Annotated in this window: 20 protein-coding genes; 10 read left to right on the plus strand and 10 right to left on the minus strand. The window is 69.3% G+C overall.

All coding sequences use genetic code 11. The features are described from left to right. The first annotated feature begins 22 nt into the window (after positions 1-22). Positions 23-811 carry an isocitrate lyase/phosphoenolpyruvate mutase family protein gene (locus ACFXIV_RS25425; RefSeq protein ID WP_379400072.1) on the plus strand — a complete coding sequence of 263 codons (789 nt, stop codon included), beginning with the start codon at positions 23-25 and terminating at the stop codon, positions 809-811. 69 nt (positions 812-880) lie between these two features. On the opposite strand, the gene ACFXIV_RS25430 is transcribed toward ACFXIV_RS25425, so the two are convergent. Further along, positions 881-1,351, minus strand: coding sequence for a nuclear transport factor 2 family protein (locus tag ACFXIV_RS25430; protein ID WP_379400071.1), 471 nt, complete (start codon positions 1,349-1,351; stop codon positions 881-883). 209 nt (positions 1,352-1,560) lie between these two features. Here ACFXIV_RS25430 and cynR point away from each other — a divergent pair, with 209 nt between their 5' ends. The 5 genes from cynR (at position 1,561) to ACFXIV_RS25455 (ending at position 6,484) form a co-directional block, all read left to right on the plus strand. Beyond that, a complete protein-coding gene (gene cynR, locus ACFXIV_RS25435; RefSeq protein WP_379400070.1) occupies positions 1,561-2,448 on the plus strand; it encodes a transcriptional regulator CynR in 888 nt (295 codons plus the stop codon). Between the two features lie 189 nt (positions 2,449-2,637). Then, complete coding sequence (locus tag ACFXIV_RS25440) at positions 2,638-4,185, plus strand: NCS1 family nucleobase:cation symporter-1 (protein ID WP_379400069.1); 1,548 nt, start codon at positions 2,638-2,640, stop codon at positions 4,183-4,185. A gap of 26 nt (positions 4,186-4,211) precedes the next feature. Further along, entirely contained in the window at positions 4,212-4,967 is a 756-nt protein-coding gene (locus ACFXIV_RS25445) for an aspartate/glutamate racemase family protein (protein WP_379400068.1), read from the plus strand. Between the two features lie 198 nt (positions 4,968-5,165). After that, positions 5,166-5,741, plus strand: a complete 576-nt coding sequence (locus tag ACFXIV_RS25450) for a hypothetical protein (protein ID WP_379400067.1) — start codon at positions 5,166-5,168, stop codon at positions 5,739-5,741. Further along, complete coding sequence (locus ACFXIV_RS25455) at positions 5,738-6,484, plus strand: cobalt-precorrin-6A reductase (protein ID WP_379400237.1); 747 nt, start codon at positions 5,738-5,740, stop codon at positions 6,482-6,484. The genes ACFXIV_RS25450 and ACFXIV_RS25455 overlap by 4 nt, the downstream gene beginning before the upstream one ends. Positions 6,485-6,496: 12 nt before the next feature. On the opposite strand, the gene ACFXIV_RS25460 is transcribed toward ACFXIV_RS25455, so the two are convergent. The 4 genes from ACFXIV_RS25460 to ACFXIV_RS25475 all read right to left on the minus strand — a co-directional run bounded on the left by ACFXIV_RS25460 (position 6,497) and on the right by ACFXIV_RS25475 (position 9,909). After that, the gene (locus ACFXIV_RS25460; RefSeq protein ID WP_379400066.1) at positions 6,497-7,042 is read right to left on the minus strand and encodes a PadR family transcriptional regulator; all 546 of its coding nucleotides are present in this window, start codon (positions 7,040-7,042) and stop codon (positions 6,497-6,499) included. A gap of 36 nt (positions 7,043-7,078) precedes the next feature. Further along, positions 7,079-8,710 carry a precorrin-3B C(17)-methyltransferase gene (gene cobJ / locus ACFXIV_RS25465; RefSeq protein WP_379400065.1) on the minus strand — a complete coding sequence of 544 codons (1,632 nt, stop codon included), beginning with the start codon at positions 8,708-8,710 and terminating at the stop codon, positions 7,079-7,081. Next, positions 8,707-9,342 carry a precorrin-8X methylmutase gene (locus tag ACFXIV_RS25470; RefSeq protein ID WP_364610047.1) on the minus strand — a complete coding sequence of 212 codons (636 nt, stop codon included), beginning with the start codon at positions 9,340-9,342 and terminating at the stop codon, positions 8,707-8,709. The genes cobJ and ACFXIV_RS25470 overlap by 4 nt, the downstream gene beginning before the upstream one ends. 129 nt (positions 9,343-9,471) lie before the next feature. Continuing rightward, the gene (locus tag ACFXIV_RS25475) at positions 9,472-9,909 is read right to left on the minus strand and encodes an Lrp/AsnC family transcriptional regulator (protein WP_379400064.1); all 438 of its coding nucleotides are present in this window, start codon (positions 9,907-9,909) and stop codon (positions 9,472-9,474) included. 154 nt (positions 9,910-10,063) lie between these two features. Between ACFXIV_RS25475 and ddaH the strand changes: the two genes are divergently transcribed. Beyond that, positions 10,064-10,936, plus strand: a complete 873-nt coding sequence (ddaH, locus tag ACFXIV_RS25480) for a dimethylargininase (RefSeq protein WP_379400063.1) — start codon at positions 10,064-10,066, stop codon at positions 10,934-10,936. Here the strand turns inward: ddaH and ACFXIV_RS25485 are convergent. The 3 genes from ACFXIV_RS25485 to ACFXIV_RS25495 all read right to left on the minus strand — a co-directional run bounded on the left by ACFXIV_RS25485 (position 10,905) and on the right by ACFXIV_RS25495 (position 13,445). Then, complete coding sequence (locus tag ACFXIV_RS25485; RefSeq protein ID WP_379400061.1) at positions 10,905-11,456, minus strand: hypothetical protein; 552 nt, start codon at positions 11,454-11,456, stop codon at positions 10,905-10,907. The genes ddaH and ACFXIV_RS25485 overlap by 32 nt on opposite strands. Positions 11,457-11,706: 250 nt before the next feature. Continuing rightward, a complete protein-coding gene (gene cobG, locus ACFXIV_RS25490) occupies positions 11,707-12,906 on the minus strand; it encodes a precorrin-3B synthase (protein WP_379400060.1) in 1,200 nt (399 codons plus the stop codon). Positions 12,907-13,190: 284 nt separating this feature from the next. Continuing rightward, positions 13,191-13,445 carry a hypothetical protein gene (locus tag ACFXIV_RS25495; protein WP_379400059.1) on the minus strand — a complete coding sequence of 85 codons (255 nt, stop codon included), beginning with the start codon at positions 13,443-13,445 and terminating at the stop codon, positions 13,191-13,193. 299 nt (positions 13,446-13,744) lie between these two features. Here ACFXIV_RS25495 and cobN point away from each other — a divergent pair, with 299 nt between their 5' ends. Together cobN and ACFXIV_RS25505 are read left to right on the plus strand one after the other, a co-directional pair. After that, entirely contained in the window at positions 13,745-17,380 is a 3,636-nt protein-coding gene (cobN, locus tag ACFXIV_RS25500) for a cobaltochelatase subunit CobN (RefSeq protein ID WP_379400058.1), read from the plus strand. A gap of 343 nt (positions 17,381-17,723) precedes the next feature. Further along, positions 17,724-18,263, plus strand: a complete 540-nt coding sequence (locus tag ACFXIV_RS25505) for a hypothetical protein (RefSeq protein WP_379400057.1) — start codon at positions 17,724-17,726, stop codon at positions 18,261-18,263. 78 nt (positions 18,264-18,341) lie between these two features. Here ACFXIV_RS25505 and ACFXIV_RS25510 read toward each other — a convergent pair whose 3' ends face one another. Then, entirely contained in the window at positions 18,342-18,722 is a 381-nt protein-coding gene (locus tag ACFXIV_RS25510; RefSeq protein ID WP_379400055.1) for a PPOX class F420-dependent oxidoreductase, read from the minus strand. 122 nt (positions 18,723-18,844) lie between these two features. After that, positions 18,845-19,576 carry an alpha/beta fold hydrolase gene (locus ACFXIV_RS25515; protein WP_379400054.1) on the minus strand — a complete coding sequence of 244 codons (732 nt, stop codon included), beginning with the start codon at positions 19,574-19,576 and terminating at the stop codon, positions 18,845-18,847. Between the two features lie 93 nt (positions 19,577-19,669). Here ACFXIV_RS25515 and ACFXIV_RS25520 point away from each other — a divergent pair, with 93 nt between their 5' ends. Next, positions 19,670-20,263, plus strand: a complete 594-nt coding sequence (locus ACFXIV_RS25520) for a TetR/AcrR family transcriptional regulator (RefSeq protein WP_379400053.1) — start codon at positions 19,670-19,672, stop codon at positions 20,261-20,263. Positions 20,264-20,349 lie beyond the last annotated feature (86 nt).

The following is a 20,349-nucleotide window of genomic DNA, read 5'->3' on the forward strand; positions in this document are numbered from 1 at the left end:
TTCCGGCTCTAGCGTGATGATCATGTTGGATCTTCCGGTACCGCCGGTTTCGCGCTTCCACCAGCTGCACTATCAGGACGAGCCGCTGCTGCTGCCCAATGTCTGGGATTTCGCCACGGCGGCCGCGCTGGTCGCGGACGGGTACCCGGCGATCGGCACCACCAGCCTCGGCGTGGCCGCGGCGCACGGACTGCCGGACGAGGCCGGGTCGACGCTGCACGAAACCCTCGCGCTGGCAGGCGCACTCGTGCGGCTCCCGGTCCCGGTGACCGTCGACATCGAATCCGGGTTCGGCGCCGACCCGCGCGAAATGGCGGCGCGACTGTGGGACCTGGGCGTCGCCGGGGTGAACGTCGAGGACGCGGCCGGCGATGCCCGCGCACACGCCGACCTGGTCCGTGGACTCAAGGACGGCGCGCCCGGACTGTTCGTCAATGCCCGCGTCGACACCTACTGGCTGGGCCGCGACCACGACACCACCCTCGATCGCGCGCATCGTTACGTCGACGCCGGCGCCGATGGCATCTTCGTCCCCGGCGTCATCCGCGACGACGACATCACCGCTCTGGTCCGATCAATTCCCGTGCCGCTCAACGTCCTTGCCCAACGCCCCCTCGCCGACCTGGCACGCCTCGGCGTCAAACGCGTCAGCACCGGTTCCCTCCTCTACCGCGCCGCTCTCGACGCGGCCGTGACCGCCGCACGCACGGTCCGCGACGGCGGCCGAGTCGAACCGGCGACAACCTATGGAGACATCGCCACCCTGATACCCACTCCGCCGGAAGAGGATCGAACCGCACCCCTCACCTGACGAACGTGGATTCCGGAACCCGATCGGCGACTGTGCCGCGGTGATGACCCGGTCGGAGTGCCGGCCGGGTCACGCAGGCGCCCAGCGATTCGCCGTCAGGGCGTATCCGGGCAGTCCTTCCGTGGACATGGTGGATTCGTAGATGCGTTCGTAGCTGGTTCGTTCGATCCGCCAGACGCCGTCCTCGCAGCGATAGGTGTCGTTGTAGTAGGCGGCGCCTCGAATGATGCTGCTGTGTTCGGGAAAGATCACGGTGTCTTCCAGGCACCAACTGCCGGTGGCGGATTCGCCGTCGACAGTGATCTCCGGATGGTGCGCGACGTGGACCGTGATGATATTGCCGCCCAGCGCACCGCGCATGTACTCCACAATCTGCTCACGGCCCTTGAACTCCGCAGGCATCTCACCGGACGGCGACCCGTACGCGGCGGTGACGTCTTCGCACAGAGTGTCGCCGAATTCGTCCCACAGCTTGAGATCCAGCGTGCGCAGATACCGATATTTGAGTGCCCGAATCGCCTCGAGCTCTGCATTCCTCATGCCGCTCAAACTAAGCCCGCCTTTCACCGAATCAACCACTTCCGCCGTTCGGTTCCGGTGAGTAGGACCGGTCACACCCTCGAGCCTGCCGGGTCGACGCTGCCTTCCTTGGAATAGCGGAAGGGGCGCACACCAACAGGGTGATCTGGGGTTATAGCGTCTGTGGCGGAGTTGGAGATGGGCCGATTGGCTTGGTCTATAGTCGGCGGATGACCCCGGAGCTGCGCCATCTGCGGTATCTGCTCGCCGTGGCCGAGCATGGGAGTTTCACGCGCGCTGCGGAGGATTTGCATGTTTCGCAGCCCACGCTCTCGCAGCAGATTCGGCAGCTCGAGCGGCTGGTGGGTGCGCCGCTGCTGGATCGGACCGGGCGTGCTGTCCGGCTCACCGATGCGGGGGAGGTGTATGCCCGGCATGCTCGGCTCGCGCTGGCCGAACTCGATGCCGCCGATCGGGCGGTGCACGATGTCGAGGATCTGTCGCGCGGGCATCTGCGGCTGGCGTACACCCCGACTTTCGCGGCCTATCTGATCGGGCCGCTCATCGCCGAATTGCGCGCCCGGCATCCCGGGATCACTCTCGATATTCGCGAGACCAATCAGGACGTGATCGAATCCGGGCTGCTGGCCGACGATATCGACGTCGGGATCGGGTTCGCGGGCGGGCACCTGCCGGGCATCGAGGCCGCCACCCTGTTCACCGAGACGCTGAGCCTGGTCGGCGCCGATCGGCGGAGTGCGCGCTCGCGCCTGCAGGCGGCGAAGCTCGCCGAATACGATCTCGCCCTGCTCAATCGGGAATTCGTCACCCGGCTGCACATCGACGCCTATTTTCGCGAGCAGGGTGTGAGCCCGCGAATCCTGGTGGAGGCCAACTCGATTCACGCCGTCATCGAGGCGGTTCAGCTCACCGAACTCGCCACCATCCTGCCCGACGGCATCGCCCGCGACCATCTGCGCCTGACGGCCGTGGCGCTGGATCCGCCGCTGCCGACCCGGATCGCGGTTCTGCTCTGCCGCGAGAACGCCTATCGCACCGCGGCCGCGCGTGCCTTCTTCGGGCTCGCCCGGGACTGGAGCGCCCGCCAGGCCGTGTGAATCCCGCCTGCCGGTCAGACGTTCTGCCGATGGCCGGCATCGGCGTGGTCTATACCCGCCGGTCACGGCAGTGGCGAGGGTGAACGGGACGGGGCGGGCCGATTGACGATCGGTGTTGTGTCAACAGACACTCGGAGGCCAGCCCGTGCTGGAAAACTCCTTCCGCCATGCGAAATCGAGGATCTACCCATGCTGGTTCCCGACGACACCGCGAAGCTCGTATCGCCGGTGGGTGACAGTGCGATCGCGGCGAATCCCCGCCCGGCGGACGCGGCCGGCGTCGCCTTCGCGCCCGGCCTGAGCACCCGCCTCTACAACCGGGATCTGGCTCCCACCCGACGCGCCGGCCGGCGCTGGTCGGGCTACAGCATCTTCACCCTGTGGGCGAATGACGTGCACAGCCTGGGCAATTACGGCTTCGCGCTGGGGCTGTTCGCGCTCGGCCTGGGCGGCTGGCAGATCCTGGTGGCGCTGGGCCTGGGTTCGGCATTGCTGTTCGTGCTGCTCAGCATCACCGGGTTCATGGGCTACCGGACCGGCGTCCCGTTCCCGGTGATGACCCGCATTGCCTTCGGTGTGCGGGGCGCGCAGATTCCGGCGCTGCTGCGCGGTGGTGTCGCCGTGGCGTGGTTCGGCATCCAGACCTACCTGGCCTCGCTGGTGCTGCGCGTGCTGATCATCGCGCTCGCGCCCGGTGCAGCGGATTGGGACCACAACTCGATCCTCGGGCTGTCGACACTGGGCTGGATCGCCTTCGGATCCCTGTGGGCCGTACAGACTTTCCTCGCGCAGCGGGGACTGGAAATGATCCGCAAGTACGAGGCGTTCGCCGGACCGGTCATCCTCGTCACCATGGCCGCGCTCGCGGTGTGGGTCTTCGCCAAGGCGGGCGGCTCGATCGCCTGGTCGGTCGACCACCCGCTGACCGGATTCGCCATGTGGCACGAGATCTTCGCCGGGGCGGCGCTGTGGGTGGCGGTCTACGCGACCTTCGTGCTCAATTTCTGTGACTTCACCCGGGCATCGAAAAGCCCCGGTTCGATTGTGCGGGGCAACTTCTGGGGCATCCCGATCAATGTGCTGTTCTTCGGTGCCATCGTCGTCGTCATGGCCGGCGGCCAGTTCAAGATCGATGGCCGGGTGATCGCGAGCCCCGCCGACATCGTGCACGCCATCCCGAATACCGCTCTGCTGGTGCTCGCGTCGCTGGCGCTGCTGGTCCTGACCGTGGCGGTGAATCTGATGGCGAACTTCGTCGCACCGATCTACGCGCTGACCAACCTGTTTCCCCGGAAGCTGAACTTCGCCCGCGCCGGACTGGTCAGCGGCATCATCGGGCTGGTCATCCTGCCGTGGAATCTGTACAACAGCCCGGCGGTCATCGAGTACTTCCTCGGCGGGCTCGGCGCGCTGCTCGGCCCGCTGTACGGCATCATCATGGCCGACTACTGGCTGCTGCGCCGCGGCCGCATCGACGTCCCCGCGCTCTACAGCGAGGATCCGGCGGGCGCGTATTTCTATCGGGGCGGCGTCAACCCGCGCGCCCTGGGCGCCTTCGTTCCGGCCGCCGCGGTGTCGCTGCTCTTCGCGTTCATTCCCGCGCTCGACGCGGTGTCACCGTTCGCGTGGTTCATCGGCGCCGGATCCGGGGCCCTGATCCATCTCCTGATCGCCGACCGCAAGGCCGCGTTCAACGACGTCTCGGGCGAGCCGATCGCCGTCGAGTGCACCCACTGAACCCACTATCCGGGAGGTAATCCGATATGCGGATTCTCGTCGTCAATGTCAACACGACCGCGTCGATGACCGACGCCATCGCCGCCCAGGCCCGCGCGGTCGCGGCCGAGGGTACCGAGATCGTCGGTCTCACACCGAGATTCGGCGCCGAGTCGGTCGAGGGCAACTTCGAGAGCTACCTCGCGGCGGTCGGCGTGATGGACGCCGTCGTCAACTACCCGGAGCCGTTCGACGCGGTCGTGCAGGCCGGTTACGGCGAGCACGGGCGCGAGGGCCTGCAGGAGCTGCTCGACGTCCCCGTTGTCGACATCACCGAGGCCGCCGCCATGACGGCGATGCTGCTCGGCCACGCCTACTCGGTCGTGACCACCCTCGACCGGGCCGTGCCGATGATCGCCGACCGGCTCAAACTCGCCGGCCTGGACGCACGCTGCGCGTCCGTCCGCGCGAGCGGCCTGCCGGTGCTGGCCCTCGAAGAGGATCCGGCGGCGGCCGTGGTCGCCGTCGTCGACCAGGCCGAGCGTGCGGTCCGCGAGGATGGCGCGGAGGTCATCTGCCTCGGCTGCGGCGGCATGGCGCGCCTGGACCGCCGCATTGCCGAGCGCTGCGGCGTGCCCGTCGTGGATGGTGTGAGCGCTGCAGTCAAGCTCGCGGAATCGCTTGTCGCGCTGGGCCTGTCGACCTCCAAGGTGCGCACCTTCGCGGCGCCGCGCCCGAAGACGGTCACCGGCTGGCCGCTGTCGGGGTCCGCTGCCGAGCTGCTGTCCACCCTTCGCGCCTGACGCTCGCGCGGTATCGTTCCCGGCGATATCGCGGGGAATGCACGCGTCCGTGCGCTGCTCAAATGGGTCATTGGCATGAAAGCGGCTCCGCGCGCGAGGCATTCAGAGTGAAACGTGCGTAACTCACCGGTAGTGTGAATCCCCGTGACCCGATTGTTATCGGGTTCGATTCAGACTATTTGGAGATCGATGACTTCCATGAAGTACACAAAGTTCGTGGCCACCGCATTCATTGCCGCCGCCGCGACCGGTATCGCCGCGGGCACCGGCTACGCCGTCCCCGTCGACCCCGCTCCGGCGGTGGAGCAGTCCCCGTCGACGCTGCACGGCACCCAGCAGGGCGTCGACTACAGCGTGGCGCTCACCGACGCGAACGACATCGTCACCCAGGTGACCGGCGGCCAGTTCAGCCTGGATGCGGCCAGTCAGACCGTGTTCCTGAAGAACCGGGCCGGCGATGTGGTGACCCAGGTGCCGCTGAACGGCACGCTGGCGGGCAAGCAGTACGGCCTCACCGCCGCCATCGACACCGCGGGCACCCAGCTGACCCTGACCCCGGTCTCGGCGCCGGTGTCGACCGCCAAGGACATCGACTCGCAGGCCGACTTCTTCGGTCAGCTGCAGCACGCCGCGCTGGGCGGCATCATCGGCGGCGTCCTGGGCGCCTTCCTGTTCGGGATCGGCGCGATTCCCGGCGCGATCATCGGACTGCTGATCGCCGGCGGCCAGCCGCTGATCGACTCGGGCTCGGCCTATTTCAGCGGGCAGCCCTGAAAACGCTGATTCTCGGCGGCACCCGGGAAGCCCGGGAACTCGCCGATATCGCGTCGGGCGAGCGAGGATTCGACATCGTGTCCTCGCTCGCCGGGCGCGTGCGCGACCCCGTGCTGCCGGTCGGCGAGGTGCGCGTAGGGGGCTTCGGGGGCGCCGCCGGGCTGCGGGAGTGGTTGCGCGGCAATGGAATCGAGGTCGTGGTGGATGCCACGCACCCGTTCGCCGGGGGCATCACCGCCAATGCCGCGGCCGCGGCCGCGAGTCTCGGGATACCGGTGCTGCACGTGCGGCGGCCGGGATGGACCGAGCAGCCCGGGGATCGATGGATGCGCGTTCCGGACCTGGCGCTCGCCGCGGAGGCTGCCGCGGCCCTGGGGAAACGAGTCTTCCTCACCATCGGCCGCCAGGGCGTGGCCGCGTTCGCGCACTCGGACGCGTGGTTCCTGATCCGGGCCATCGACCCGCCCGACGGGGCGATGCCGGTCGATCACGAATTGCTGCTCGCCCGTGGGCCTTTCGGTGTCGCCGACGAGATCGCGCTGCTGACCGAACAGCGCATCGACGTCATGGTGACCAAGGACAGCGGGGGAGCGCTGACCGAGGCCAAACTCACCGCCGCGCGCGAGCTCGGCATACCGGTCGTGATGATCGACCGGCCGCCGCTGCCCGCAGGTGCGGAGCAGGTGGAAACCGTTGCGGCAGCCTGGGATTGGCTGCACGCCCGGCGTGGAACGGGAAGCTAGGCCGGCCGCGGCTCAGGACAGGCGGCTGGTGCGGTCGAGCAGCTCCGGCAGCCGATCGAACCACTCCAGCACCGCGCGCTCGTAGCGGATGCCGAAATCCAGGGTGGCCCGCTCGTAGGGCGACATGCGTTGCTCGTCGTGGCCGGACAGGTAGCCGGACAGGCGCTGCTCGTGGACGGTGCGGCCGGTGGCGACGATGCGTTCGAGCCGCTGGGGGTCGACGAACTCGCCGAAGGAGAGGGTCAGCAGCAGCGGTACCCGGATGGTCTCCGCGCCGGGATCGCGAGCGATCCATTCGGCGAAGGCCTCCCGGCCGTCCTCGGTGATCCGGTAGGGGGTGCGGTCGCGGGCGCCGGCCGCACCCTTGTCCACCAGTCCGTTCTGGTGCATGGTGGCCAGTTCGCGATAGACCTGGCTCTGGGTGATGGTCCAGAAGTCGCCGATGCGGTCCTGGGCCAGCGCCACCAGATCCCACCCGGACAGTTCGCCCTGGTGGAGGAATCCGAGTAGGGACGCGGCCGTCGAGTTGAGCGGGCGTCGAGCATTGTCTTCAGGCACCGGCACTCCTTCCAGCCTACGTTCTACAGTGGAATATTAGTCTCCGTAGCGGCGTGACGTGAACACCCGGGGTCCACCGGCCGCGTCGAACACCGTGGTGGTCGACGCGCCGATGATCAACAGGGTCCGCATGTCCACCTCGGCCGGATCCAGCTCCGCAAGCGTCACCACCCGCACCGACTCGGCCGGGCCACCCACATCGCGTCCGATCACCACCGGCGTCTGCGGCTTGCGATGCTCGAGCACGAGATCGCGCATGGCCGCCACCTGCCAGGTGCGCTGCGACGACGCCGGGTTGTACACGGCAAACGCCATATCCGCCGACGCCACCGCCGAAATCCGTTGCGCCACCGTCTCCCACGGCTTGAGCCGATCCGACAGCGAGATCATGGCGAAATCGTGCCCCAGCGGCGCGCCCATCCGGCTGGCCACCGCACTGGCCGCGGTCACGCCGGGCAGCACCCGCACCGGCACCTCCCGCCATTGCGGATCCGCCGACTCCTCGATCACCGCCGCCGCCATGGCGAACACGCCCGGATCGCCGGAGGAGACGACCACGACCTTCGCGCCCTGCTTGGCCATGTCCAAAGCCATTCCGGCGCGCTCGGATTCGACCCGATTGTCACTGGCGTGCCGCCGCTGCCCCGGACGCACCGGCACCCGGTTCACGTACGTGGTGTACCCGACGATGTCGGTCGCCTCGGCCAGCGCCTGCCGAACCTCCGGCGTGGTCCACGCCTCCGCGCCCGGACCGAGACCCACGACGACGACCTCGCCGATCTGTCCCGATTGCGCCGCGCGGGGTTCGCCATCGGCGACGGCCGCTACGGGGGAGGAGGCGGCCGTCGTCCCCGGCCGGCCGTTTGCCGCGGAGGTGATACCGGAAACCGTAGTGGCACCGGTTGTTTCGGAGGACGTGGGCACGCCGTCGGCCGTGAGCGCGATCCGCGTGGCGGGTTCGGGGCCTGGCACTATCGTGATCGCGAAGTAGGGGACGCTCGCTTCGTCGACCTCCGCGGCGCGCAGCACCCGCTGGCGGGTCGAGCTGGCGCGTTCGACGTAGAAGGCGCCGTCGAGGCGGCCGGAGTCGGAAAGAGCCTGGCGGACACCGGGGTAGGTCCGGCCCAGCTTCATGATGGCGGCCGCGTCGGTGTCGCGCAGGCGGCGGGTCAGTTCCTCGGTGGGCATGGTGCCCGGCAGCACGGTGAGAACCTGGTCGCCTTCCACCAGGGGGGTACCCAGGGCGGCGGAGGCGGCGCTGACCGAGGTGACGCCGGGGATGATCTCGGTGTCGAAGCGGTCGGCCAGCCGGCGGTGCATATGCATGAAGGAGCTGTAGAACAGCGGGTCACCGGCCGCGAGCAGGGCGACGGTGCGGCCCGCGGCGAGATGGCCGGCCAGCACCCCGGCCGCACGCTCGTAGAACTCGTCGATCGCGCCCTGATAGCCGCCCGGGTGGTCGGTGGTCTCGGTGGTCACCGGGTAGACCAGGTGCTCCTCGAGCTGACCCGCACGCATGTAGGGGGCCGCGATGGCGCGGGAGATGCTGCGGCCGTGGCGGGCGCTGTGGAAGGCGATGACATCGGCCTCGCCGATGATCCGCGCGGCCTTGACCGTCACCAGTTCCGGATCGCCGGGTCCGAGCCCGACACCCCAGAGCTTGCTCATTCTTGTTCGCTCGCAATCGCATTGAGGGCGGCGGCGGTGATGGCGCTGCCGCCGCGCCGACCCCGCACGGTCAGGAATTCGACACCGCCGTATTCGGCCAGGGCCTGCTTGGATTCCGCGGCTCCGATGAACCCGACCGGAATGCCGAGCACGGCGGCGGGCCGGGGCGCGCCCGCGTCCAGCATGTCCAGCAGGTGGAACAGCGCGGTCGGCGCATTGCCGACCGCCACCACCGCGCCGTCGAGCCGGTCGCTCCAGAGTTCCAGCGCCGCAGCCGATCTGGTGTTGTCCATGCGGGCCGCCAACTCCGGCACCCGGGGATCGTCGAGCAGACACAGCACGTCGTTGCCGGCGGGCAGCCGCTTGCGGGTCACGCCCGAGGCGACCATCTTGGCGTCGCACAGGATCGGCGCGCCGCCCTGCAGCGCGGCCCGCGCCTTGGCCACCACATCGGTGCTGAACTCGACGTCACCGGCCAGATCCACCTGCCCGCAGGCATGGATCATGCGCACCACCACCTGCGACACATCCGCCGGGAACCGGGCCAGATCGGCCTCGGCCCGGATGGTCGCGAACGAGCGCCGATAGATCTCGGCCCCGTCTTTGAGGTAGCTGGCACGCACGTCGGACATGGAGTCCACCCTAGATTTCGCCGTCGAGGCCGCGCTGAGCGGGTCGTGCGCCGACTCCTGGCGACCGGGTTCGGGCCGCCTCACGACGGGGTTCAGCTGGCACAGTGGACCGTTCACGGCCGGGCCGGATCAGGTGCGGGGCCGTTCGAGCAGCCGGGACATGACGATATTGCTGCGGGTGCGCCCGACCCGCGCGTTCTCGCGAATACGCTCGACGGTCGCCTCGATCTCGGCCATATCGGTGGCCATCACGTGCACCAGGGCATCGGCCTCACCGGCGATCGTCCACACCCCGACCACCTGCGGAATGGGTTCGAGGCTGCGGCGCAGTTCGGCGGGGGAGATGTTGTCGCGGTAGAAGACTTCGACATACGCCTCGGTGCGCCACCCCAGCGCGGCCGGGTTCACCACCGCGGTGAAGCCGGTGATCTGCCCGCCCGCCACCATCTTGTCGACCCGCCGCTTGACCGCGGGCGCGGACAGGCCGATCTCGGAGCCGATGTCCTGGAAGGACGCGCGCGCGTGCTTGAGCAGGTGCGCCAGGATTCGCCGGTCCAGCTCGTCCATGCTCGCCCCTTTCGCAATGATGCGCACGCATGGGTGGCACGCAACGAATCGCCACTGATCCGGAGATCAGCGCAACGATTCGCTATTTCGAGCACAACGGTACGCCACCTACCTTCAGATCAGCCCCGTCCGCGCCGCTTCCGAGGGAGTCTCGTTGACGTCCGTAGCCACGCTGCCCGCCCGTGATCCCGCCGCCCGCCGGCCCGTTTGCCGCCGCTATCTCATGTGCCGCCCGGAACACTTCGACGTCACCTACGCCATCAATCCGTGGATGGACACCTCCGACCCGGTGAACCGCGCCCTGGCCTTGTCCCAGTGGGACGCGCTGCGCGCCGCCTACGAGGCGCACGGGCATCGGGTCGAGGTCATCGAACCGGTTGCCGGACTGCCCGATATGGTGTTCGCCGCCAATGGCGGACTCGTCATCGGGGACCGGGCGCTCTCGGCCCGTTTCGCCAATCCCGAACGCGCACAGGAAGGTCCGGCCTTCCACGCGTGGATGGCGGCCCGCGGATTCGCCACGGTGGCCGCCGCCCGCGAAACCAATGAGGGCGAAGGCGATTTCGCCATCGCCGCCGACCGGATCCTCGCCGGGACCGGATTCCGCAGCGCTCCCGGCGCGCACGAGGAGGTGGCGGAGTTCTTCGGACTACCGGTCGTCTCGCTGGATCTGGTGGATCCGCGGTTCTATCACCTCGACACCGCGCTCATGGTGCTCGGCGACACCATCGCGTACTACCCGGGCGCCTTCAGCGGGCCCAGCGCCCGGCTGCTGGCCGGCCTGTACCCGGACGCCCTCATCGCCGACGAGGAGGACGCGAATGTGCTGGGCCTCAACGGCGTCTGCGACGGCTACCACGTCTTCCTCAGCGAGAAGGCCGTCGGCCTGGCCGAGCAGCTGCGGGCCCGCGGCTACCAGCCGGTCGGGATCGACCTGTCGGAGTTGCTCAAGTCCGGCGGCAGCGTGAAGTGCTGCACGCTCGAATTGCACCGGGTCAGAACGGCAGCCGGGTCCGGAACGGACTGACCGCCGGATCGTTGAGCGGGTGCGCCAGGATGAGGAAGCGCAGCAGCATGATCGCGCCGGTGATCTGCAACAGCGCCAGCGGGATCTCACCGATCACCGCCGTGCCCGCCGACACCCACACATCCCCGGCCTCGGCGGTCACGATGTCGAACCAGGCGTCCACGAGCAGCAGGATCCCGGTGCCGAAGGCCGGGAGCAGCAGCACCACCCGATGCTTCCAACCGAGGTAGGCGGTGGCCGCCATCATCAGCACCAGCGCGATGTCGAACCCGATCCAGGCCAGCGACCAGTTCCGCGCGTGATACTCCGCCGGTAGCGAGAACCCCAGGTACACGATCCACGGGATCAGCGCGAGACAGCCGCCGACCATGAGCGCCAACCGGACCCGCCGATGCATCCGCACCACCTCCGGCCGCGGCAGCAACCGCTCGGGCGGCAGCCGCAAACGCCCGATCAGCTCCCGCCGCTCATCGTCCGACATCGCCGCGATCTCTTCATCGCTGAGCTCAGGCACAGCCATGACCGCCTCCCGTCTCCGATGCTCGCCGCTGCCTTGGACCCACTGTGCACCAGCATGCGCGACAACCCGCGGCGGCATGCCCAGCGGGGACTTCGTGGTGGTGCGGCCTGGGCAGCGTGCCCGCAGGGCGGTGTGAATGGCCTGGCACGGCAGGTGCGCGTTGCCGGGGCGGCAGACGGGGTTGACCGGTGGCGCGGGCGGGACTGGCGAGGGACAGACGCGGGTTCGTACTCGGTAACGACGACCTCGGCTATGGGGACGGGACGATGCGGTAGCCGTCGATCGAGGCGATGATGTCGGTGACCGCGCCCTTGGGGCGGCCGCAGCGGCGGTCGCAGCCCGACCAGTGCTGGCGGCCGGCGGCCACGATGTCATCGGCGTCGAGGCCTTCGCGCGCGAATTGTGGTGCGCCGGTGGGGACTACGCGGCCGGTGTCCACGGCGTCGGTGGCGTCGGCGCGGACGTCGGTGAGCGACTTGGCGCAGCCGGGGCGGCCGGCACAGGCGCTGACCAGCAGCCAGGGGGAGTTGGCGTCGAAGATCAGGCCCATGGGGGCGAGGACGCGGACCACCTGCTCGGCCGTCCATTCGTCGAGATCGGTGAGGACCAGGCTGCGCCACGGGGTGAGGAACACGGGACGCTCGACGGCGGCGATGAACTCGGCGGTGCGGGCGGGCAGCGAGCCGAGGCGCACGCCCGCGCCGAGCGCGACCCGGTCGTCGTCCTGATTCAGCCAGCCGATCGGAATGTCCTGGCGCACCGGCAGTTCGACGGGGTCGCCGGACGCGTCGAGGCCGGGCCGGGCGGTCAGCAGGTGATCGGTCAGTCGGGCGCCGCCGTCCGGGATCTCGTGCAACCGCCACTGGCCGTCGCGCAGCTCCAGGAAACCGTGCGCTGCGGCGAGCATGAGATCCACCGCGTCGGCGGGGGATACGCGGATACCGGAGTCCTTGCCTGCCAACAGGAGTGCGTAGGTGTTCTCGTCGAGTGCGTGCACACCGATATCCCCGCCCAGTCCGCTGACATCACCGCGACCGTCGTCGAGGGTGAACAGCACCCGGCCGGGCAGGTCGGCCAATCGCGGATGCGCCTGCAAACCTTCGTCGAGCGCCGGCACCAGGGGATGCACATCGGTCCACCCGCCGACCCGCCCGGACAGCGGAGAGGCGACGATGTTCCGCACCCGCTCGTGCGTCGCGCTGGGTAACAGGCCCGCGTCGGTCAGCCGCTCGGTGAGCGTGGCCGCATCCCGCACCCGCCGGAACTGCACATTGCCGCGGGAGGTGAGCTCGATATTGCCGTCGCTCAGATCGACGGCCGCGGCGGCCAGGGCCCGCACCTGGCCGGGGGAGAGGTGTCCGCCCGGCACCCGGATGCGAGCGAGGGGACCATCGGCCGCTTGGTGCAGGCGCAGCACGCCCGGGCAGGAATCGGGATCGGTTCGCGTCATGACGCCCCCAGCCTACGGAGGATGCCGAGGTCGGGCACCTACGGGCCGGGAACGGGACGGATCAGCTCCCGTAAATATCCACATCTAGAGATATTGCGATCTGAGCATGTATTGCACGCAGGTCGGTCCGTGACGAACCAGAAGCATGGATCACGGAGCCGCAGTCGGTCTTTCCGGGAGGGGATGAACGCGGTGCGGAGTAATGAACGCGGTGCGGAGTGCGGGCCCGGGACAGAAAGATTCCGGGGCGTGGGCCCCGGAATCGTGGTGGAAGGTCCGGCGGGTCAGCGCATGCGGTGGGGTTCGATGGCCCTGGGGGCGCCGCGGCGGCGGGCGAAGGCGGGGGTGGTTTCCCAGGTGTCGTTGAGGAGGCTCGGGACGTTGTGGTGGTCGACGTGGTCGCGGTGGACGGTGGTGGTCATGACCGTGGTGCCGAACAGGACAGTCGCGGCGCAGACGATGCCGGCGAGCATGGCCCACTCGGTGTGACCGGTGCCGGCGGCCGTGAGGGTCATGGCCAGCGTTGCGAAGGCAACCAATACGCAAAAGTATCCCGACCAGGCAGCAAAGCGGTTCCGCCTGACCCATCCTGGAGTGGTTGGCATACGGGCAGCGTACGTGGCGCCCAGTTGGGCTCGAAGGAGCTCGGAGGAGCCTTTGCCGCACTGTGATCCGGGCGCGATATCGGCCTCGCGGAGTCGGCGCGATAGCATCGGCGAGCTCGTCGAACGGAAGAATCCGGTGCAATTCCGGTGCGGTCGCGCCACTGTGACAGTCAGACCTTCCCGGCGGGCGCCGAACCGTGCTGGGCGCGTCACCCTAGGAAGGCCTGAAACCTGTGATCCTGCTGCTGTCCACCTCCGATACCGACCTGCTGAGCGCGCGTGCGAGCGGCGCCGAGTATCGGCTCGCCAATCCCGCGCGCCTGCTGCCGGCGGACCTGCCCGCCCTGCTCGACGGCGCCGAGCTGGTGATCGTGCGCATCCTCGGCGGCAAACGCGCCTGGGAGCCCGGGCTGGAGACGGTGCGCGCCAGCGGGATTCCGCTGGTCGCCCTCGGCGGTGAGATCGCGCCGGACGCCGAGCTCATGGAGTGCTCCACGGTGCCGGGCGGCGTGGCCGCCGATGCCCACAACTACCTGGCGGCGGGCGGCCCGCGAAACCTGCTGCAGCTGCACAACTTCCTGTCCGACACGGTGCTGCTCACCGGGCACGGCTTCGAGCCGCCGGTGGAGATGCCGAGCTGGGGTGCGCTGGAACGGGATTCGCGCCCGGTCGCGGCGGACGCCCCGACGGTGGCGGTGGTCTACTACCGCGCCCAGCATCTGGCCGGGAACACCGGCTACATCGACGCGCTGTGCTCGGCCATCGAGGACAAGGGCGCGCGGGCGCTGCCGGTGTACTGCGCCTCGCTGCGCACCGCGGAGCCGGAACTGCTGGCCGAACTGCGCACGGCCGACGCGCTCGTGGTGACGGTGCTGGCGGCCGGCGGCACCAAGCCCGCGACCGCGTCGGCGGGCGGCGACGACGAGGCGTGGGATGTGGGCGCGCTCGCGGATCTGGATGTGCCGATCCTGCAGGGCCTGTGCCTGACCAGTGGCCGCGAGCAGTGGGAGGCCAATGACGACGGCCTGTCTCCGCTGGATGTGGCCACGCAGGTGGCGGTGCCGGAGTTCGACGGGCGGATCATCACGGTGCCGTTCTCGTTCAAGGAGTTCGACGCCGACGGCCTGTCGACGTATGTGCCCGATCCCGAGCGCGCGGCACGGGTGGCGGGCATCGCGGTGCGATATGCGCGGCTGCGGCACATTCCGGCGGACCGGAAGAAGGTCGCCCTGGTGCTGTCGGCGTATCCGACCAAGCATGCCCGGATCGGCAATGCGGTCGGCCTGGACACGCCCGCCAGCGCCATCCGGCTGCTCACCGAAATGCGGCTCGCCGGTTACGATCTCGGCGCGGCGGGGGAGATCCCGGGCTTGGAAGAGGCCGATGGTGACGCGCTGATCCACGCGCTCATCGCCGCGGGCGGGCAGGATCCGGACTGGCTGAGCGCCGAACAGCTGGAGGGCAACCCGATTCGCATCGGCGCGGACCTGTACACGCGGTGGTTCGAGACGCTGCCGGAGGATCTGCGCGCGGCCGTGATCGAGGCGTGGGGACCGCCGCCGGGTGAGCTCTATGTCGACCGGTCCGCGGACCCGAAGGGCGAGATCGTCATCGCCGCACTGCGTTTCGGCAATGTGGTGCTCATCGTGCAGCCGCCGCGCGGGTTCGGGGAGAACCCGGTGGCCATCTATCACGACCCGGATCTGCCGCCGAGCCACCACTATCTGGCCGCCTACCGCTGGCTGGCCGCGCCGGAGGGCTTCGCCGCCGACGCCGTGGTGCACCTGGGCAAGCACGGCAATCTGGAGTGGCTGCCGGGCAAGACCCTCGGCATGTCGGCCTCGTGCGGCACCGATGCCGCCCTCGGCGACCTGCCGCTGATCTACCCGTTCCTGGTCAACGACCCGGGCGAGGGCACCCAGGCCAAGCGCCGCGCCCACGCCACCCTGGTCGACCACCTGATCCCGCCCATGGCGCGCGCCGAAACCTATGGCGACATCTCGCGTCTGGAGCAGCTGCTCGACGAGCACGCCAATATCTCCGCGCTCGACCCGGCCAAGCTGCCCGCCATCCGCCAGCAGATCTGGACGCTCATGCGCGCGGCCAAGATGGACCACGATCTGGGTCTGACCGAGCGGCCGGACGAGGAATCCTTCGACGACATGCTGCTGCACGTCGACGGCTGGCTGTGCGAGATCAAGGACGTGCAGATCCGCGACGGCCTGCACATTCTCGGCCAGGCCCCGGCGGGGGAGGCCGAGGTCGACCTGGTGCTGGCCATGCTGCGCGCCCGCCAGCTGTGGGGCGGCGAGGTCAATGTCCCGGGGCTGCGAGAAGCGCTGGGGCTCAGCGAATCCGGGGACGAGGCCCGCGAACGGGTGGACGCGTTCGAGAAGCTGGCGCGCGAACTGGTGCTGACCATGCAGGAGGTCGACTGGGATGTTGACTCCATCGACGCGGTCAGCGAGACCCTGCTGGCCGGCGAGCTCGCCGACGCGGCCGGGATCACCGAGGTCCCGGCCCGCCTGGCCGAGGTGCGCACAGTGCTGGGCTTCGCGGCGACCGAGGTGGTGCCGCGGCTGCGGCAGACCGGCGTCGAGATCTCGCGAATCCTGCACGCGCTCAACGGCGGCTTCATTCCGGCCGGGCCGAGCGGATCCCCGCTGCGCGGTCTGATCAATGTGCTGCCGACCGGCCGGAACTTCTATTCGGTCGACCCCAAGGCGGTGCCGTCGCGGCTGGCGTGGGAAACCGGTCAGGCCATGGCGGATTCGCTGCTCGCACGCTACCTGGCCGACCACGGCGAGTACCCGCGCTCGGTGGGCCTGTCGGTGTGGGGCACCTCGGCCATGCGCACCTCGGGCGACGATATCGCCGAGGTGTTCGCGCTGCTGGGCGTGCGGCCGGTGTGGGACGAGGCCAGCCGCCGCGTCACCCGGCTCGAGGCCGTCTCGCTCGAGGAGCTGGGCCGGCCGCGCATCGACGTGACCGTGCGAATCAGCGGCTTCTTCCGTGACGCCTTCCCGCATGTGCTGGCGCTGCTGGACGACGCGGTGCGATTGGTCGCCGAGCTCGACGAGCCCGCCGAATCCAACTATGTCCGCGCCCACGCCCAGGCCGACCTGGCCGAGCACGGGGACGAACGCCGGGCCACCACAAGGATTTTCGGCTCGAAGCCGGGCACCTACGGTGCGGGTCTGCTGCAGCTCATCGACTCCAAGAGCTGGCGTACCGATGATGATCTGGCGCAGGTGTACACGGCCTGGGGCGGTTTCGCCTACGGCCGCGACCTGGACGGCGCGCCCGCCGCGGACGACATGCGCACCGCATACCGGCGAATCGCGGTGGCGGCCAAGAACACCGACACCCGCGAGCACGACATCGCCGACTCCGACGACTATTTCCAGTACCACGGAGGCATGGTCGCGGCGGTGCGCGCGCTGACCGGCAAGAATCCCGAGGCCTACATCGGCGACAGCACCCGTCCGGACGCGGTGCGCACCCGCACCCTGTCCGAGGAGACCACCCGGGTGTTCCGGGCACGCGTGGTGAATCCGCGCTGGCTCGAGGCCATGCGCCGGCACGGCTACAAGGGCGCGTTCGAAATGGCAGCCACCGTCGACTATCTGTTCGGCTACGACGCCACCACGAATGTGGTCGCCGACTGGATGTACGAAAAGCTCGCGGAATCTTATGTTTTCGACGAGACCAATCGGAAGTTCATGGAGCAGTCGAATCCCTGGGCGCTGCACGGTATTGCGGAGCGCTTGCTGGAGGCCGCGGAGCGGAAACTCTGGGAACAGCCCGAAAGTGACACCCTGGATCGGCTGCGGCAGATCTATCTGGAAACCGAAGGCGAACTGGAGTAATCGAATTCGACCGGTCTGTTCGATCGGTCGCGGCATGCCGGGGTGACGCGCAGGACAAGGGCGGACAACCCCGGCACCTCGGTCTTCCCTGCCCTCCAGCCTGAGGGGATCATGAGAATCGTCCCGGTGTCGCGTTCGGGGCGGACCTCGTACTCGTCACCAGGCACCGGGTCACCCGGTGACGTGCCAAAGGCGTTGCCGGGTCAGATAATTCGATGTGGGAATTTCCCCGATTCGCCGCGCCCTCGCGCATGCGTAATCGCGTTGCAGTGTTCCGGCGTATCCCATGGATGCGTCTGCTCGGCCCTGCGGTGAATCGGCTCTTCGATCGCAGGGAACCATCATGAGAATTGCCAGAATCGCCGCTACCACTTTGCTTTCCGTCGCCGCCCTGTGCGTCGCCACGGTGACCGCGCACGGTGAACCCGCCGTCGCCGCCCCCGGAATCAGCGGCGCCGACCGAGGTGTCGATTACTCCATCGCGCTGGCCCAGGACCGCAGCGCGGTCACCACCACGCTCACCGCGGGCCACTTCGAGCTCACCGACGGCACGGTGAACATCGTCGCGCCCACCGGGGAGACCATCGCCGCACTGCCGCTGGTCTATCGGACCGCCGACCGCACCCTCGACGTCCTACCCGAGGTGAACGCGGCCGGGACCGAATTGACGGTGCGGCCGTCGGATCCGGCCGATATCGCCGCCCCGAACGCGGATGTCGCGGCGCTGCAGAATGTGGCGAGCGCCGGGTCGATCGTGGCCGGGGCGCTCATCGGCTGCGTGGTCGGCGCGGTGATCGGGGTGTGGTTCTTCGTGGTCGGTGCCATTGTCGGCTGCGGTGTCGGCGGACTCCTCGGCGCGATCATCGCCGGGGATCAACCGTAGCTCGAACCGGGGGCGGAAACGCGCACGGCCGCCGGACCGGTCGAGCCGGTCCGGCGGCCGTGCCGTGCGCGAATACCGTTACGCCGGAACGATTTCGATGCCGATGGTGCCCGCGCTGCCCCGACGCACCTTGCTCAGGGTGATGCCCAGCCAGCCCTGAATACCGTAGCGGCGCTTGATGAGATCGCGCACCCGCTCGGTGCCGGCCGCGTCGAGCACGGTCGCGCTGGCCTTCACGATCTCGCCGCGGGTCTTGCCGCGCAGATCGCACGCCTGCACCGTGACCTCGGGATTGCGGCGGACGCGCTTGACCTTCCAGCTGTCGGTGACGGTCCAGACATAGAGGCGGCCATTGTCGAGCGCAGCCCACACCGGCGTGCCGATCGGCGTGCCGTCCTTCTTGTAGGTGACGAGATTGACGTAGTTCGCGGTGCCCACGGGCCCGAACGGGTTGTCCACCTCCGCAGCCTATCCGGAACCGGCGGGCGGTGCGGATCACGCGCCGGGTCATCGGCGGGGACCCCGGCCGGGTCCGTACCGTGGGCCGCGAACTGACCGGCCAGGGCTGACCCGTTCGGCGCCTAGTGCGCGGAGACGGCTTCGCGGGCGGCGTCGCGCGCTGCCGCGAAGTCTGCGACCAGGTCGGCGAACGTCGCGGCATGCGTGAGCGGCAGATAGTGGCCCGCGCGCGGCACGATCAGGAGCCGGCCGTTCGCGCAGACACGCACGAAACGCTGTTCGCCCAGGCGGAAGTGGTCGTGACCGCCATTGATCAGGCGTACCGGGCCCGGGTAGGTCGCCAGCGCGGCAACCGGATCGAAACCGGATACGGCGGCGAGCACATCCGGAATCACCTCGGTGGCGATGCCGCCGCGGGCGATCCCCGCGGCCACCCGGGGCGGCACCGGACGGTCGAAGACCTTCTCGCTGAGGGCCTGTCCGCCGTCGGGCCGCGACGACAGGACGCGATGCATGAGCCGGAACGGGGTCGCCAGCGCGGGCCCCGGGACCAGGGTGGCGCCGGCGAGCATCACGCCCGCTACCTGGTCCGGATGGGCCGCCGCGGCCGCGATGGTGGTGAGGCCGCCCAGGGAATGACCGACGACCAGCGCGGATCCGCCGAGTCGATCGAGACCCGCGCGCACGGCCTCGACCGCGCCCGGCAGCGTGAAGCGCTCACCGCGGCGGGTGCCGTGGCCGGGTAGATCGATCGCCAGGACCGGGCGCTGCAGGGTGAGATGCTCGCCCACCTCCACCCAGCAGGTGCTGCTCAGCCGAATGCCGTGGACCAGCAGGACCGGCGTTCTCGTCATGACTACCTCCCGAATCGAAATGCAACGCTGCGTTGCGTTTCCATGAAAGCAGTGCCGGAAACACAACGCAACGTTGTGTTGTATTTTGGGGGAGTGACGACACCGGGACGGCGATCGGCGGGCAGGCCGCGACAGGCCGAGGCGATCTTCGGGGCGACCCTGGACCTGCTGGCAGCCAAGGGCTATGACGGGCTGACCATGGAGGCGGTGGCCGAGCGGTCGGGGGTGAACAAGACGACGCTGTATCGGTGGTGGCCGGCCAAGGACGCGCTGCTGGCCGCGGCGCTCATCGACTCCGATGTACTGGCGTTCCCGGTGCCGGACACCGGCAGCCTGCGGGGCGATCTGCTGGCGCTCGCGCAGGCGATCGCGGGGCTGCTCACCGCCGAGGCGACCGCACCCATCGCGATCGCCGTGCTGGCGGCCGCCCCCGCGCGCCCGCACCTGGCGGCGGTCGGGGCGTCGTTCTTCGCCGATCGGCTCGGCCGCGAGCAGCCGGTGTTCCAGCGTGCGATGGCCCGGGGTGAACTGGCCGCGACCTGCGATCCGGCGGCGATCATGGACCTGCTCGCCGGCGCGATCTGGTTCCGGCTGCTGCTGCGCGGCGAGCCCCTGACGCCCGAATATCTCAGCGGCGCAGTCGATCTGGTGATGGATGGCCTGCCCGCGGCCGGCCGGGCGGGCTAGACATCCCAGGTCCGTAAGTTGTCAAGCGGCTTGGGTGTTTTGGCGGTGTGCCCAGGCGGTGTGTTCGCTGTAGGGGGTGCGGTGGC

The sequence above is a fragment of the Nocardia sp. NPDC059236 genome, assembly GCF_042754085.1.
GTDB lineage: Bacteria > Actinomycetota > Actinomycetes > Mycobacteriales > Mycobacteriaceae > Nocardia.

Bases quoted from the DNA above. Each gene is read 5' to 3' on its own strand.
- ACFXIV_RS25445 (WP_379400068.1), top strand. From the start codon at position 4,212: ATGCGGATTCTCGTCGTCAATGTCAACACGACCGCGTCGATGACCGAC.
- ACFXIV_RS25440 (WP_379400069.1), top strand. From the start codon at position 2,638: ATGCTGGTTCCCGACGACACCGCGAAGCTCGTATCGCCGGTGGGTGAC.
- cynR (WP_379400070.1), top strand. From the start codon at position 1,561: ATGACCCCGGAGCTGCGCCATCTGCGGTATCTGCTCGCCGTGGCCGAG.
- ACFXIV_RS25450 (WP_379400067.1), top strand. From the start codon at position 5,166: ATGAAGTACACAAAGTTCGTGGCCACCGCATTCATTGCCGCCGCCGCG.
- ACFXIV_RS25425 (WP_379400072.1), top strand. From the start codon at position 23: ATGTTGGATCTTCCGGTACCGCCGGTTTCGCGCTTCCACCAGCTGCAC.
- ACFXIV_RS25470 (WP_364610047.1), bottom strand. From the start codon at position 9,342: ATGTCCGACGTGCGTGCCAGCTACCTCAAAGACGGGGCCGAGATCTAT.
- cobG (WP_379400060.1), bottom strand. From the start codon at position 12,906: ATGACGCGAACCGATCCCGATTCCTGCCCGGGCGTGCTGCGCCTGCAC.
- ACFXIV_RS25485 (WP_379400061.1), bottom strand. From the start codon at position 11,456: ATGGCTGTGCCTGAGCTCAGCGATGAAGAGATCGCGGCGATGTCGGAC.
- ACFXIV_RS25505 (WP_379400057.1), top strand. From the start codon at position 17,724: ATGAGAATTGCCAGAATCGCCGCTACCACTTTGCTTTCCGTCGCCGCC.
- ACFXIV_RS25430 (WP_379400071.1), bottom strand. From the start codon at position 1,351: ATGAGGAATGCAGAGCTCGAGGCGATTCGGGCACTCAAATATCGGTAT.
- ACFXIV_RS25515 (WP_379400054.1), bottom strand. From the start codon at position 19,576: ATGACGAGAACGCCGGTCCTGCTGGTCCACGGCATTCGGCTGAGCAGC.
- cobJ (WP_379400065.1), bottom strand. From the start codon at position 8,710: ATGAGCAAGCTCTGGGGTGTCGGGCTCGGACCCGGCGATCCGGAACTG.
- ACFXIV_RS25475 (WP_379400064.1), bottom strand. From the start codon at position 9,909: ATGGACGAGCTGGACCGGCGAATCCTGGCGCACCTGCTCAAGCACGCG.